The following is a 12,443-nucleotide window of genomic DNA, read 5'->3' on the forward strand; positions in this document are numbered from 1 at the left end:
TCCGTCACGCGCCCGCGGGCGCCCCCGTCAGGTCGGCCGGGTCGGTGTTCGCACCGCACAGGACGACGCAGACCTTCTCGCCGGGGGCGGGACGGTAGGGGGCCGGCCCGTCCGGCGCGGCGAGGGCGGCCAGGGCGGTGGCGGCGGCGTGCTCGACGGCGAGGCGGCGGTCGTCCCACAGCGCCCGCCGGGTGCGGGTGATCGCGGCGTCGGTGACGAGGACCGAGCGGACGCCGTCGTCCTGGGCGGCGCGCAGGGCGGTGGCGGAGACGCGGCGGGCGCCGAGGGAGTCGGCGGCGACGGAGTCGACGGTGACGTCGACGGGGTGTCCGGCGCGGAGGGCGGCGTCGAGGGCCCGGCATTTCTCGGGTTCGACCGCGACGGTGCGGATGCCGTGGTGCCGGGCCGCGGTGGCGACGCCGGCGAACAGGCCGCCGCCCCCGACCGCGACGACGACGGTGTCGAGGTCCGGGACCGACCGGAGGATCTCGTCGAGCAGGGTGCCGGCCCCGGCGGCGATGAGCGGATGGTCGTAGGCGTGGGAGGCCAGCGCGCCGGTCTCGGCGGCGAACACCTCGCAGGCGGCGAGGGCTTCGGCGTACTCCGTGCCGACCAGCCGGACGTCGGCGCCGTAGGCGCGGAGCTTGTCGGCCTTCACCTTGGGGGCGGTCGTCGGCAGGAAGACGGTGGCGGGGACGCCCTGCCGGCGGGCGGCCCACGCGCAGGCGAGCCCGGCGTTGCCGCCGGAGGCGATCGTGACACCGGCGACGGGCAGGGTGCCCGCCTCCCGGTGCGCGAGGAGGAAGTTCTGTGCGCCGCGGGCCTTGAACGAGCCCGTGTGCTGCAGGTGCTCAAGAGCGAGGTGGAGCTCGTACGGCTCGGTGCCCGGCTCGGCGGTGGCGACCGTGACGGGCCTGACGTGGCCGCCGATCCGGGCCGCGGCGGTCGTGACGTCGTCGTACGTGAGGGCGTGCGCCCGGTGCTCCCGCAGGGGAGCCGGGACGGGACTGGCGTGCCGACGAACCTCTCCCTCTCCGTCGGGCGCGGAAACCCCGGCCGCCGGGGGCAGGCCCTCGCAGAGGAATCCGGCGAGCGCGGCGACGAACCCGTCGGGGTTGTCCAGCATCAGGTTGTGCCCGGCTCCCGGGACCTCGGCCACCGGGATGCCCAGCGCCGCCGTCTTCTCGGCGTCCGCGTCCGGCAGGCTCAGCTCACCGACCACGAAGAGGCGGGGCGCGGCCAGCCCGGCCAGGAGGTCGCCGGGCGCGGGCACACTTCCCTCGACGAGGGCGACGGCGCTGCGGTGGACGGCCCGCGGGTCGGCGAGCCGCAGCCGGGCCGCGTAGTCGGCGCGGCCCGCGACGGCCAGCATCCGGGCGAACCCCGTCGCCACGAACGTGTCCTCGTCCTGGGCGGCCACCGGGGAGCTGAACGCGCCCCCGCCCGCGTACAGATTGGGCTCCGCCACCACGAGCCGGGCCACCAGGTCCGGACGGGAGGCCGCCAGGAGGATCGCGACGGCGCCGCCCATGGAGTGCCCGACGAGGTCCACCCCCGCCACCCCGAGGTGGTCGAGCACGGCCGCCACGGCCGCCGCCTGGGACTCCATGCGGTAGTCGAAGTCCGCGGGGCGGTCGCTCAGCCCGTGGCCGAGGAGATCCACGAGCAGCGCCCGCCCGCCGCCGAGCGCGGGGTGCGCGGCGATGTGGGTGAAGTCCGAGGCCGCCGTGCATCCCAGGCCGTGCACGAACACCCGGACCGGCACGTCCCCGTCCCCGTCCCCGTACCCCGGCAGCTCGATCCACCGGATGTACGCCTTCGCGTCCGCCAGGAACAACTCCCGCATGCCGCCCACTCCCCTGTCGTCGTCCGCATCCCTGCCGTCGGGACCACCCTACGAGCGGGTACCGACATCGGGGCCGGGGGCTCGTCCCCCGGGCCGGGCAACCGGGGGAGGCGCGGAACGTCGGATAGCGTCGGGGGATGCAGAGCCGGTGCTCCCGGCACCCCTCGGAAAGGACACTCATGCCACTCGAAGGCGAGTACGAGCCCAGCCCGTCGACGTGGGTGCGGAACCAGGTCGAGCTGTACGAGTCCTCCGGCGGGACGAAGGGCACGACCATGCGCGGTCTTCCCGTCGTCCTCGTGACGAACCTCGGCGTGAAGAGCGGCAAGCTCCGGAAGACCCCTCTCATGCGGGTGGAGCACGAGGGGGCGTACGCGCTCGTCGCGTCGAACGGCGGGGCGGTGAAGCACCCCGTCTGGTTCCACAACGTGGTCGCCTCGCCGGACGTCGAGCTGCGTGACGGCACGGACGTCTGGGACATGAAGGCCAGGCTGGTCACCGGCGAGGAGCGCCGGGTGTGGTGGGCCCGGGCCGTCGAGGCGTTCCCCGACTATGCCGACTACCAGCTCAGGACCGAGCGGGAGATCCCTCTCTTCGTGGTCGAGCGGGTCGGCTAGTTCCCGCTGGGTCCGGCCAGTGGTTCCCGCTGGTTCCCGTCGGCGATCGTGCGCGGGACTCCCTGCGGCGCGGCGGCCTGGTGTGGCGTGAGACGGGTCAGGCCGACGCCCGCCAGGACGACGGCCATGCCGGTGACGACCCGTGCCGTCAGCGGTTCGCCGAGGACGAGCGCGCCCAGGGCCACGGACACCACGGGCAGCAGGTAGCCGACGGTGGCGGCGCTGGTCGGGCCCTCCTCGGCGATCATGCGGTAGTTCAGGTGGAAGGTCAGCCCGGTCGCGAAGATCCCGAGGACGACGACGGCGAGGACGCCCGTCCAGGTCACCGTCGGCGCGCCGCCGACGGCCAGGGCGGGCGCGCTGAGACCGGTGGCCGCGAGGAGTTGCGCGGCGGAGAGGGCCAGCGGCGCGCCGCCCCGGCCGGTGAGGTGGCGCGCCATGTAGGCGAAGGCCAGCGCGTACGAGGCGGCGGCGCCGAGCAGCGCGAGCGCACCGAGGCTCATCAGCCCGGATCCGGCGCTCCAGGGCGCGAAGATCAGCAGGACGCCGGCGAAGCCGAGGAGGAGCCCGGCGAGGCGGGTGGGGCGCAGCGGGCGTTCCGTCCCCAGGCCGAGGCCGACGAGGAGGGACCAGAGGGGGGTCGTGGCGTTCATCACGCCCGCCACTCCGCTGTCCACGCTCTGCTCGCCGACCGAGAAGAGCAGGAAGGGCAGCGCGTTGCAGAGGAACGCGGCGACGACCAGGCGCCCCCAGGTGCCCCGGTCGCGGGGAAGCCGTCCGCCGGCTCCGTGGGCGAGCGCGAGGAGGATCGACGCGCCGAGCAGGCAGCGTACGAAGGTGATCCACCCGGGGGTGAGCCCCTCGTTGAGGGAGATCTTGATCCAGAGGAAGCCCGAGCCCCAGAGCAGTGCCAGTACGCCCATGCGCGTCGCGGATGTCATGCCTCCACGGTCCCCGGCACCATTCGACAGGACAAGCGAAGGATCGTACAGCCGGCGTTAAGCTGTGCTACATGCTGGATGTGAGACGCATGCAGGTGCTCCGGGCCGTCGTCACCAGCGGCTCCGTCACCGCCGCCGCCGGGAACCTCGGTTACACGCCGTCCGCCGTGAGTCAGCAGATCTCCGCGCTGGAGAAGGAAGCCGGCATCGAGCTGCTCGAACGGTTCGGCCGCGGTGTGCGGCCGACCGCCGCCGGACGGCTGCTCACCGAGCACGCCACCGTCATCGGCCGCCAGGTCGCGGAGGCCGAGACCGCCCTCGCCGACCTGCGGGCGGGCCGCACCGGCCGGATCGCGGTCCGCTACTTCGCCACCGCGGGCGCCGGCCTCGTCGCACCCGCGCTCGCCCGCTTCCGCGCCGAACACCCCGGCGTCCGCGTCGACCTGAGGATCGCCGACGGCGATCCCGACGAGGAGACGGACCTCGCCCTCGTCGTACGGCCCCGGGGCGGCGGCCCCGACCGGGACGGCCGCCGGCTGGTCCACCTGGCCGACGACCCGTACCGCGCCGTCCTGCCCAGGGGGCACCCGCTCGCGGACCGCCGCACCGCGGTCGACCTGAGCGGGCTCGCCGCCGAACCGTGGGTGGGCAGCGAGCGGCCGGGTCCCTGCCTGGACGCCGTCCTGGCGGCGTGCGCGGCCGCCGGGTTCACCCCGGACATCGCCGTGCAGTGCGAGGAGTACGCCGCCGCCCAGGGCTTCGTCGCAGCCGGTCTCGGCATCACGCTCATCCCGCTCCTGGGCCTCGGCAGCCGTCACCCGAACGTGGTGGTCCGGCGCATCCGCGGCCCGGAGCCGGTCCGTTCGATCCACGCGCTGGTACGGGAGTCCTCACTGTCCCTGCCCGCGGTGCGCGGCCTCCTGGCGGCGCTTCAGGAGGTGGCGGGCGCGTCCGGGACCCCGGCGGCGACCACCCACGACTCTCGTAAACTTTAGTTACCATTTCCCCTGCGGGTGAACTATAGTTGTCAGATGCCTTCCCTTGAGATCACACCCGAAGAACAGGTAGCGCTCGACACGGCGCTCCACGACGCCCTCACCCCCCTCGCGTCGGCCGTCCGCTCCCGAGCCTCGGGGCTCCCCGAGGACCGGATGTGGGCCGCGGATCCGGCCGAGGTGGCGCTGTCCGTGCTGGCCACCTGGAAGGTGGTGGACGCGGCGGTCAAGCGCCTGACGGCGGTCGCGGCGGGAACGGCCGGGTCGTACGGCGCCAGTTACGAGCAGATGGGGGCCGTCTGGGGCATCACCCGGCAGGGCGCCCGCAAGAAGTGGCCGAACGCCGTCACCCGTCCGGCCGCCGCGGCGCCGGGATCGACCGTCGCACTCGAACTGTGCGGCGGGACGGCCGAGCTGACGCGGGAACCCTCGTCCGGCGGCTGGAGGTGGACGGGCGAGGGCGCCGACGGGTCGCACGGCGAGACCGGCCGCGGCCTGACCCACCCGACGAAGGAGGAGGCCGCGGCCCATGCCGGCGCCTTCCTGAAGGAGCACGCCGCCGCCGACCGGTCCTAGAGCACGCCCTCGCCCCCCCCGCCATGCCCCCGTCAGGCCGGGGACAGGACCGTGAGGAGGTGCGCGACCTCGTGGGCCACGGCTGCCCGTGCCGGGGTGAGGTAGTGCCGGGGGTCGACGGCGGTCGGGTGGTCGGCGAGGTGGGCGCGGACGGCCCGGGTGAACGCCTTGTTGAGGTGGGTGGAGACGTTCACCTTGGTCATGCCGGCGGCGATCGCGGAGCCGAGGTCCGCGTCGGACACGCCCGAGGAGCCGTGCAGGACGAGCGGGGTGTCCACGGCGGCCCGCAGCCGGGCGATGAGGTCGAAGTCGAGGACCGCGTCCCGGGTCAGCATCTGGTGGGCGCTGCCGACCGCGACGGCGAGGGCGTCGACGCCGGTGGCCGCGACGAAGGCGCGGGCCTCGTCGGGGTCCGTCCGCACGCCCGGGGTGTGGGCGCCGCCCTTGCCGCCCACCTCGCCGAGTTCGGCCTCGACCCAGACGCCGTGCCGGTGGCAGTACTCCACCACCTCGCGAGTCGCCGCGACGTTCTCCGCGTAGGGGAGCTTCGAGGCGTCGAACATGACGGAACCCAGGCCGAGTCCCACCGCCTCGCGGACGAGGTCGGGGTTCTCGGCGTGGTCGAGATGGACGGCGACCGGGGTCTTGGCGGCGCGGGCGATCGCCAGGGAGGCGAGCGCGACCGGCTCCAGGGCGCCGTGGTAGCGGACGGTGTTCTCGCTGATCTGGAGGACCACGGGCCGGTCGGCGTCGGCGGCGCCGGTCACGATGGCCTGGGCGTGTTCGAGCTGGAGGACGTTGAACGCCCCCACGCCCGTGCCCGCCGCGCGGGCGCGGCGGACGATCTCATCGGTGGGCGTCAGCGGCATGGTCCTTCTCCCGGGTGGTCGAGCGGTTGGCGGCGGTCAGGCATGGACGTCGGCCAGGACCACGGAGCGGGTCAGGTTGCGGGGGGTGTCCGGGTTCAGGCCCTGGGCCTCGGCGACGGCCACCGCGAGGCGCTGGGCGCGGATCAGGTCGGCGAGCGGGTCGAGGTCGCTCTCGGAGAGGGTGCCGCCGACCTTGCGCACGTCGTCCGCGAGTCCGGCCGGCAGGACGCCGAAGCCCCAGGTCACCCGGCCGGGCCTGGTGATGCTGATGGGGCCGTGGCGGTACTCCATGGCCGGGTACGCCTCCGTCCACGCGCCGGCCGCCTCGCGCATCTTCAGGCCGGCCTCGAGGGCGAGCCCGTAGGTCCAGCCGCTGCCGAGGAAGGTGAACTGCTCGGCCGTGAGCACCTCTTCGACGAGGGGGGACGCGAGGGCCTGTTCGGCGTCGCGCGCGGCCTCCTCGACGGTGGCGACGCCGTCGGGCAGCGCCTCCTCGGCCTCCAGGTGGGCGCGGAACAGGGCGAGGGCGGTGGTGGCGAAGCGGGTCTGGACGACCGACTCCTCGTCGGCGAAGTCCAGCACGGCGACGTCGTCGGCGAGGTCCATCACGGGGGTCGTGGGGTCGGCCGTGACCGCGCCCGTGGGGACGGTGCCGCGCAGGCGGGTGAGGACGGCGAGGACCTCGCTCGTGGTGCCGGAGCGGGTGATGGCGACGACCCGGTCGTAGTGGCGGCCGAAGGGGAACTCCGAGGCCGCGAAGGCGTCGGTCTCGCCGTGCCCGCCGGACTCGCGCAGCTCCGCGTAGGCCAGGGCCATGAACCAGGAGGTGCCGCAGCCGATCACCGCGACCCGCTCCCCGCGTCGGGGCAGGGCGGCGACGTGCTGGGGCAGGGTGCGGGCCGCCTGGCGCCAGGTCGCCGGCTGAGAGGCGATCTCCACGGCGGTACGGGTGGTGGTCATGCGAGGCTCCTTGCAAGAAGAGTGCACGATGATGAGTGAAACTGCTCGAAATCAAGGACATTCAAGCAGAAACATGCATCGCCTTTCCAGATCCCGCACCCATCGGCAGATAGAATCGGACGCGCGCACGAGCGGGAGGGAAGGACGCATGTCCAAGCACGAACGGTGGAACACGCTCCTTGAGCTGCTGGCGGCCTCGGGAAAGGTGGAGGTGGAGGACGCGGCGATCGCACTGGACGTCTCCGCCGCCACGATCCGCCGGGACCTCGACGAACTCGCCGAGCAGCAGCTGCTGGTACGGACGCGCGGCGGGGCCGTGGCACACGGCGTCTCGCACGAACTGCCGCTGCGCTACAAGTCGACACGGCACGCGCCGGAGAAGCGGCGGATCGCGGAGGCCGCGGCCGATCTGGTCGCACCCGGCGACGTCGTCGGCCTCAACGGGGGCACCACGACGACCGAGGTGGCACGGGCCCTGGCCCTGCGCTTCGCGAGCGGCCGAGCCGAGGCGTCACCGGCGACGGCGTCCGGGGGCCCCGCGCTGACCGTCGTCACCAACGCCCTCAACATCGCCGGCGAACTCGCGGTGCGGCCCCAGATCAAGATCGTCGCCACCGGCGGGGTGGCCCGCCCCCAGACGTACGAGCTGGTCGGCCCGCTGACCGTCGGGGTGCTCAACGAGGTCGTGCTCGACGTGGTGATCCTGGGGGTCGACGGGGTCGACGCCACCCTCGGCGTGATGGCGCACCAGGAGGACGAGGCGAGCATCAGCCGGCTCTTCGCGGAGCGGGCGAGCCGGGTCGTCGTGGTGACCGACTCCTCGAAGATGAGCCGCCGCGCGTTCGCCCGGATCTGTGGTCTGGACCGGATCGACGTGCTCGTGACGGACACCGGCATCGCGCCGGAGACGGTCGCCCAGCTCACCGAGGCCGGCGTGCAGGTGATCACCGTCTGACTCCATTGGTCCGTGGGCGGACCAATTCGGGCCCCGTTTTTCCTGGCCTCTGTCTGTTAACCCAGTAATTACGGCACAGCCGTATACCTTTAAGCTCCCCTCCCCCATCATGTGTCCGACGTGCCGCTGGGGCACACCGTGACACGAGAGGCGGGGCATGCTTCCCATCAGCCGCAGGGGATTCGTCGGGATCGGCGCGGGGCTCGTGGCGGGTGCGGCGCTGCCGCCGGTGCCGGCGTCCGCCGCCGCGACCGCGGCCACCGGCACGCTCACCGACGTCCGGCACGTGGTGATCCTCATGCAGGAGAACCGCAGCTTCGACCACTACTTCGGCACCCTGCGCGGCGTGCGCGGCTTCGCCGACCGCGCCGCGGGCAACCTCCCGGGCGGCTGGGGCATGTTCAACCAGCCCAACTGGGGCGGCCGCCACTACCCCTGGAAGCTGAGCGACACCCCGCCCGCGGGGGGCGTCGACGGCGAGACCCTCGCGCAGTGCAACGGCGACCTGCCGCACAGCTGGACCTCGCAGCACGCCGCCTGGAACAAGGGACGCCTCGACAACTGGGTGACGGGCGTGGGCAACACCCGGTCGCTCGGCCACCTCGACCGCGGGGACATCCCCTTCCACCACGCGCTCGCCGACCACTACACGATCTGCGACGCGTACTTCTGCTCGACGCTCAGCGCCACCGGCCCCAACCGCACCTTCCTGTGGAGCGGCAAGATCGACGGCTCCAGCAAGGACGGCGGCGACGAGTCGGGGCTGACCTGGGAGACGTACGCCGAGGCACTCCAGCGCGCCGGAGTGAGCTGGAAGGTCTACCAGAACGCCCAGGACAACTACGGCGACAACGGCCTCGCCTACTTCAAGAAGTTCACCGACGCGCGCCCCGGCGACCCGCTGTACGACCGGGGCATGGGCTCGGTCCCCAAGGTGACCGGCTCGACCCCGGACGACATCGCCGCGGCGATCCGCGCCGACGTCCTCGCGGGCACGCTCCCGCAGGTGTCGTGGGTGGTCGCGAACGAGGCGTTCTCGGAGCACCCCTACGCGCCGCCGGGCGACGGCGCGCACTTCGTCGATCTCGTCTACCGGGCGCTGGCCGCCGACGCCGACGTCTTCGACTCGACGGTGCTCTTCCTCAACTACGACGAGAACGACGGCTTCTTCGACCATGTGCCGCCGCCGGTCGCTCCGCCGGGAACGCCGGGCGAGTACCTGGACGGCGTGCCGATCGGCCTGGGCTTCCGCGTCCCCATGCTTGTCATGTCCCCGTGGACCCGGGGCGGCTGGGTGAGTTCCGAGGTCTTCGACCACACCTCCGTGCTGCGCTTCATGGAGACCTGGACGGCCGCCCTCGGCACACCGGCGACCTGCCCCAACATCAGCGCCTGGCGCAGGAAGGTGACAGGAGACCTGACCGGGGTCTTCGACTTCGCCCACCCGGTGTACGGCGTGCCCGCGGGACTCCCCTCCACCGCGAAGGTGATAGGCCAGGCGACGTGCGGGCCGCTGCCGAACCCCGCGCCCCAGAACAACGCCCTTCCCGCGCAGGAGTCCGGCACCCGTCCGGCCCGCGCCGTGCCGTACCAGGCGAACGGCAACCTGGACCGGTTCGAGTTCGGGGCCGCGGGCAAGATCCTTGCCTGGTTCTCGATGACGAACCAGGGAGCGGAGGCCAAGCGCGCGGCGCACTTCTCGATCCACCCGCACCAGTACCGCGACACGGCCGCCTGGCAGTACACGGTCGACCCCGGCGGCACGGCCTCCGACTACTTCAACATCGGCACGGGCTCGGGCTCCGGCAAGTACGACATCTCGATGATGGGCCCCAACCGCTTCCTGCGCCGCTTCATCGGCGACGCCTCCAAGGCGGGCAAGGCCGTCGAGGTGGCGGCCCGCTTCGCGACCGAGCCGGGGACGGGGAAGACGGCCCTGTGGTTCAGGATGACCAACGCCTCGGGCGGGCCCGTCACCTTCACGATCCGCTCGAACGCCTACCGCACGGACGGACCATGGACGTACACGGTGCCCGCGAACTCCAGCCGTGAGGACTTCTTCAACGCGGTGGCGTACCAGGGCGGCTGGTACGACTTCACGATCCTCGCCGACATCGACGGGACCTGGTCACGCCGGTACACCGGGCACATCGAGACCGGGGCGCCCAGCGTCAGCGGCTGACCCGCTCCCCGGTGTGCCGGGCCGCCCCGGCGCGCCCGGCACACCGGGGGCCGTCAGCGGCCGGCCTGCGCGGCCCGTTCGATGGTCGCGTCGAGCAGGGCCACGGCGTCGTCGGCGGTACGGCCCGGAGCCCGGTTCCACGGTCCGATCAGGTCGTGCCACCCCCGCGACCGAAGCTCGGTCATGATCCAGGCCGCCGCCTCGTTCATCGTGTCCCCGCTGCCGTGGCCGAGCCGGTGCGCGGCGAGCAGCGCGCCGCAGACGCACCGGGCCCCGCGGACGTCGCGCAGCCTGTACGGAGCGTTCTGCCAGCCCCACTCCGTCAGTACGAGGCGCGCGTAGCCCAGGTGGACCGACGGGCGCAGGTCGGCGCTGCCGATGCGGCGCCAGACATGCAGCCGGTCCGGCAGGGCGGCTCCGATCCGGCCGGGCAGCCGGCGCTCGGCCGGCAGGGGCGGCGGCAGGGCGTCGAGCGCGTCGGCCACGAGCCGCTCCACCGGCACGGTCAGCAGTTTCCGCCAGCTCTCCGTTCCCGGCGGCGGGCCGGCCGGGGCGAGCGGTTCGTCGGTGGCCCAGTCGGTGACGATCCGCTGCCACGTGGCGCTCTCGTAGAGCGCGGCGGCCTCGCGGTCGACGGCGTCGGGGCTGAGCAGGGAGGTGGCGGGGGTCATCCGGTGGCTCCTCGGTCGGGGTGGCTTCATCTTTCAGGATGAATGTCGGTTTTGCGACTTTTGCCCTTGAGTGCCCGCATAGCGACAGGGGCTTTTCCACCCACTCCCCTATTAACAGATTTACCGTGCATATTCGGACATTGAGACCCTGGTGATGCGACTCACTTTCCGGGCGGTACCGCGACGACCGGAATCCGCGCGGCCCGTGGGGCACAAGGAAGTTAGCCGCACGGGAGAGCCGGTCGATCTTGAATTCCATGAATTAAGTGATCCTTTTGCCGCGACGGCCACTCCGGACCTCTTGTTATCCGTCGCATTACTGGCCTACGGTCACCTCCATTCGAGCGGATCGCCTAATCCTGCCACCGCTTGAAATACCTCCCTTTCACCCGACGGCAGGAGCGGGGGACCCACGAATACGCCGGCCCGGAATCCGGGACGGCTCGGGGTGCAGCCGCGTGCGCGCGGCCGGACATCTCCCGTCCGAACCCGACAGCTCACCCCGCAGGCGCCGGAGAGGAATCCGTCATGCCTGCTCACGGTACGCACCGCCGCCCCCGACGCCGCCCCGTCTCCCAGGGACTCGCCCTGGTCGGCACGGGTGGAGTCGCCCTCGCCCTCCCGCTGATCGCCCCGGCCGTGGCCGGCGCCGCGCCCGTGTCCGGCGCCCCGGAATTCACCACCCGCGCCGTTTCCGCCCCCGCGGCCACCGCAGCGGCACCGACCGTGACCAAGGCTCCGGCCGCCCCTGCGGCCGCCCGCACCTACACGGTCGTCAGCGGCGACTCCCTTTCCCTGATCGCCCACAAGAAGGGAATTCAGGCCGGCTGGAAGGACCTTTACCACGCGAACAAGAGCGCCGTGGGTGACAATCCGTCACTTATTCACCCGGGCCTCGAACTGACACTTCGTCGGGATTCCGCCAAGGTCACCGCCCCCAAGGCGAAGAAGGCCGCCTCGACCGAGCGGGCGAGCCGCTCCGAGCGCCGGGCGCCGGCCCCGTCCGCCGCCACCAACACGGGTGCCTCGGCCGCGCAGGCCGCCCCGGCCGCCGCCCCCGCCGCCCCCGTCCAGGCCGAGCCCGCCGCCGCCACCAACTACGCCGACAACCTCGACGGCTGGATCCGCGAGTCGCTGGCCATCATGGCTCAGCAGGGCATCCCCGGTTCGTACGACGGCATCCACCGCAACGTCATGCGCGAGTCCTCCGGCAACCCCCAGGCCATCAACCTGTGGGACTCCAACGCGGTGGCCGGCACGCCCTCGAAGGGCCTGCTCCAGGTCATCGAGCCGACCTTCCTGGCCTACCACGTGCCCGGCACGTCCATGGACCTCTTCGACCCGGTCGCCAACATCACCGCCGCGTGCAACTACGCGGCCGACCGCTACGGCTCCATCGACAACGTCAACGGCGCCTACTGACCCCGGAAGTGCTCGCTGAACCAGGAGGTGGCCAGCGCCGCCACCTCCTCCAGGGCGCCCTTCTCCTCGAAGAGGTGCGTGGCGCCCTCCACGACGGCCAGCCGGTTCTCGCACCGCAGCAGTGACCGGGCCCGCCGGTTGAGGTCCAGGACCAGCGCGTCCTCGCCGCCCACCACCAGGAGGGTCGGCGCCCGCACGGCGGCCAGCCGGTCGCCCGCGAGGTCCGGCCGGCCGCCCCGCGAGACGACCGCGCTCACCCCGCACCCGGGGTCGGGGGGGGCGCCCGGGGCGGGGGGGGGCCCCCCCCGCCGGGGGGGGGGGGCACGGCGACGTGTCGATGACCTCCCGCCGCTCTCCCGAGCCTCTCTCATCGCGGCGCATCCCGCGAACGGAGGGGCGATTCAGAGGC

At 73.0% G+C, this 12,443-nt stretch carries 11 protein-coding genes, 2 pseudogenes and 1 riboswitch; of the genes and pseudogenes, 6 read left to right on the plus strand and 7 right to left on the minus strand.

The genetic code is table 11. The features are described 5' to 3' along the window. Window positions 1-4: 4 nt before the first annotated feature. Both ACFVZH_RS08630 and ACFVZH_RS08635 read right to left on the minus strand, forming a co-directional pair. Complete coding sequence (locus ACFVZH_RS08630; RefSeq protein WP_384894885.1) at window positions 5-991, minus strand: threonine/serine dehydratase; 987 nt, start codon at window positions 989-991, stop codon at window positions 5-7. Between the two features lie 162 nt (window positions 992-1,153). Next, a pseudogene (locus ACFVZH_RS08635) lies at window positions 1,154-1,846 on the minus strand (alpha/beta fold hydrolase); the annotation flags it as partial. A 179-nt stretch (window positions 1,847-2,025) separates the two neighbouring features. On the opposite strand from ACFVZH_RS08635, the gene ACFVZH_RS08640 reads away from it, so the two are divergent. Further along, window positions 2,026-2,463, plus strand: a complete 438-nt coding sequence (locus tag ACFVZH_RS08640; protein ID WP_384894659.1) for a nitroreductase family deazaflavin-dependent oxidoreductase — start codon at window positions 2,026-2,028, stop codon at window positions 2,461-2,463. On the opposite strand, the gene ACFVZH_RS08645 is transcribed toward ACFVZH_RS08640, so the two are convergent. Next, entirely contained in the window at window positions 2,460-3,404 is a 945-nt protein-coding gene (locus ACFVZH_RS08645; RefSeq protein ID WP_384894660.1) for a DMT family transporter, read from the minus strand. The two genes, ACFVZH_RS08640 and ACFVZH_RS08645, sit on opposite strands and share 4 nt — an antisense overlap. Before the next feature lie 71 nt (window positions 3,405-3,475). Here ACFVZH_RS08645 and ACFVZH_RS08650 point away from each other — a divergent pair, with 71 nt between their 5' ends. Beyond that, the gene (locus ACFVZH_RS08650; protein WP_384894662.1) at window positions 3,476-4,399 is read left to right on the plus strand and encodes a LysR family transcriptional regulator; all 924 of its coding nucleotides are present in this window, start codon (window positions 3,476-3,478) and stop codon (window positions 4,397-4,399) included. Between the two features lie 36 nt (window positions 4,400-4,435). Continuing rightward, window positions 4,436-4,975, plus strand: a complete 540-nt coding sequence (locus tag ACFVZH_RS08655; protein ID WP_384894664.1) for a hypothetical protein — start codon at window positions 4,436-4,438, stop codon at window positions 4,973-4,975. A gap of 32 nt (window positions 4,976-5,007) precedes the next feature. On the opposite strand, the gene ACFVZH_RS08660 is transcribed toward ACFVZH_RS08655, so the two are convergent. Together ACFVZH_RS08660 and ACFVZH_RS08665 are read right to left on the minus strand one after the other, a co-directional pair. Continuing rightward, entirely contained in the window at window positions 5,008-5,844 is an 837-nt protein-coding gene (locus ACFVZH_RS08660; protein WP_384894665.1) for a ketose-bisphosphate aldolase, read from the minus strand. A 36-nt stretch (window positions 5,845-5,880) separates the two neighbouring features. Next, window positions 5,881-6,804, minus strand: coding sequence for an SIS domain-containing protein (locus ACFVZH_RS08665; RefSeq protein WP_384894667.1), 924 nt, complete (start codon window positions 6,802-6,804; stop codon window positions 5,881-5,883). A gap of 148 nt (window positions 6,805-6,952) precedes the next feature. Here ACFVZH_RS08665 and ACFVZH_RS08670 point away from each other — a divergent pair, with 148 nt between their 5' ends. Further along, window positions 6,953-7,759: a DeoR/GlpR family DNA-binding transcription regulator gene (locus ACFVZH_RS08670; protein ID WP_384894669.1), complete on the plus strand. Its 807-nt coding sequence runs from the start codon at window positions 6,953-6,955 to the stop codon at window positions 7,757-7,759. A gap of 157 nt (window positions 7,760-7,916) precedes the next feature. Next, complete coding sequence (locus tag ACFVZH_RS08675; RefSeq protein ID WP_384894671.1) at window positions 7,917-9,941, plus strand: phosphocholine-specific phospholipase C; 2,025 nt, start codon at window positions 7,917-7,919, stop codon at window positions 9,939-9,941. A gap of 53 nt (window positions 9,942-9,994) precedes the next feature. Here the strand turns inward: ACFVZH_RS08675 and ACFVZH_RS08680 are convergent, their stop codons facing one another. Next, window positions 9,995-10,612 (minus strand): hypothetical protein, encoded by a 618-nt coding sequence (locus tag ACFVZH_RS08680; RefSeq protein ID WP_384894673.1) that lies wholly within the window; start codon window positions 10,610-10,612, stop codon window positions 9,995-9,997. Window positions 10,613-10,952: 340 nt separating this feature from the next. After that, a riboswitch (cyclic di-AMP (ydaO/yuaA leader) is annotated at window positions 10,953-11,136 on the plus strand. 4 nt (window positions 11,137-11,140) lie between these two features. On the opposite strand from ACFVZH_RS08680, the gene ACFVZH_RS08685 reads away from it, so the two are divergent. Next, a complete protein-coding gene (locus ACFVZH_RS08685) occupies window positions 11,141-12,034 on the plus strand; it encodes a transglycosylase SLT domain-containing protein (RefSeq protein ID WP_384894675.1) in 894 nt (297 codons plus the stop codon). Here ACFVZH_RS08685 and ACFVZH_RS08690 read toward each other — a convergent pair. After that, a pseudogene (locus ACFVZH_RS08690) lies at window positions 12,028-12,411 on the minus strand (hypothetical protein); the annotation flags it as partial. The gene ACFVZH_RS08685 and the pseudogene ACFVZH_RS08690 sit on opposite strands and share 7 nt — an antisense overlap. Between the last annotated feature and the right edge of the window lie 32 nt (window positions 12,412-12,443).

The sequence above is a fragment of the Streptomyces sp. NPDC059534 genome, from assembly GCF_042743475.1.
Classification (GTDB): Bacteria; Actinomycetota; Actinomycetes; order Streptomycetales; family Streptomycetaceae; genus Streptomyces.

What these genes read in the sequence shown, in the direction of transcription:
- ACFVZH_RS08640 (WP_384894659.1), top strand. Translation starts at nt 2,026, where the DNA reads ATGCCACTCGAAGGCGAGTACGAGCCCAGCCCGTCGACGTGGGTGCGG.
- ACFVZH_RS08645 (WP_384894660.1), bottom strand. Translation starts at nt 3,404, where the DNA reads ATGACATCCGCGACGCGCATGGGCGTACTGGCACTGCTCTGGGGCTCG.
- ACFVZH_RS08650 (WP_384894662.1), top strand. Translation starts at nt 3,476, where the DNA reads ATGCTGGATGTGAGACGCATGCAGGTGCTCCGGGCCGTCGTCACCAGC.
- ACFVZH_RS08655 (WP_384894664.1), top strand. Translation starts at nt 4,436, where the DNA reads ATGCCTTCCCTTGAGATCACACCCGAAGAACAGGTAGCGCTCGACACG.
- ACFVZH_RS08660 (WP_384894665.1), bottom strand. Translation starts at nt 5,844, where the DNA reads ATGCCGCTGACGCCCACCGATGAGATCGTCCGCCGCGCCCGCGCGGCG.
- ACFVZH_RS08665 (WP_384894667.1), bottom strand. Translation starts at nt 6,804, where the DNA reads ATGACCACCACCCGTACCGCCGTGGAGATCGCCTCTCAGCCGGCGACC.
- ACFVZH_RS08670 (WP_384894669.1), top strand. Translation starts at nt 6,953, where the DNA reads ATGTCCAAGCACGAACGGTGGAACACGCTCCTTGAGCTGCTGGCGGCC.
- ACFVZH_RS08675 (WP_384894671.1), top strand. Translation starts at nt 7,917, where the DNA reads ATGCTTCCCATCAGCCGCAGGGGATTCGTCGGGATCGGCGCGGGGCTC.
- ACFVZH_RS08680 (WP_384894673.1), bottom strand. Translation starts at nt 10,612, where the DNA reads ATGACCCCCGCCACCTCCCTGCTCAGCCCCGACGCCGTCGACCGCGAG.
- ACFVZH_RS08685 (WP_384894675.1), top strand. Translation starts at nt 11,141, where the DNA reads ATGCCTGCTCACGGTACGCACCGCCGCCCCCGACGCCGCCCCGTCTCC.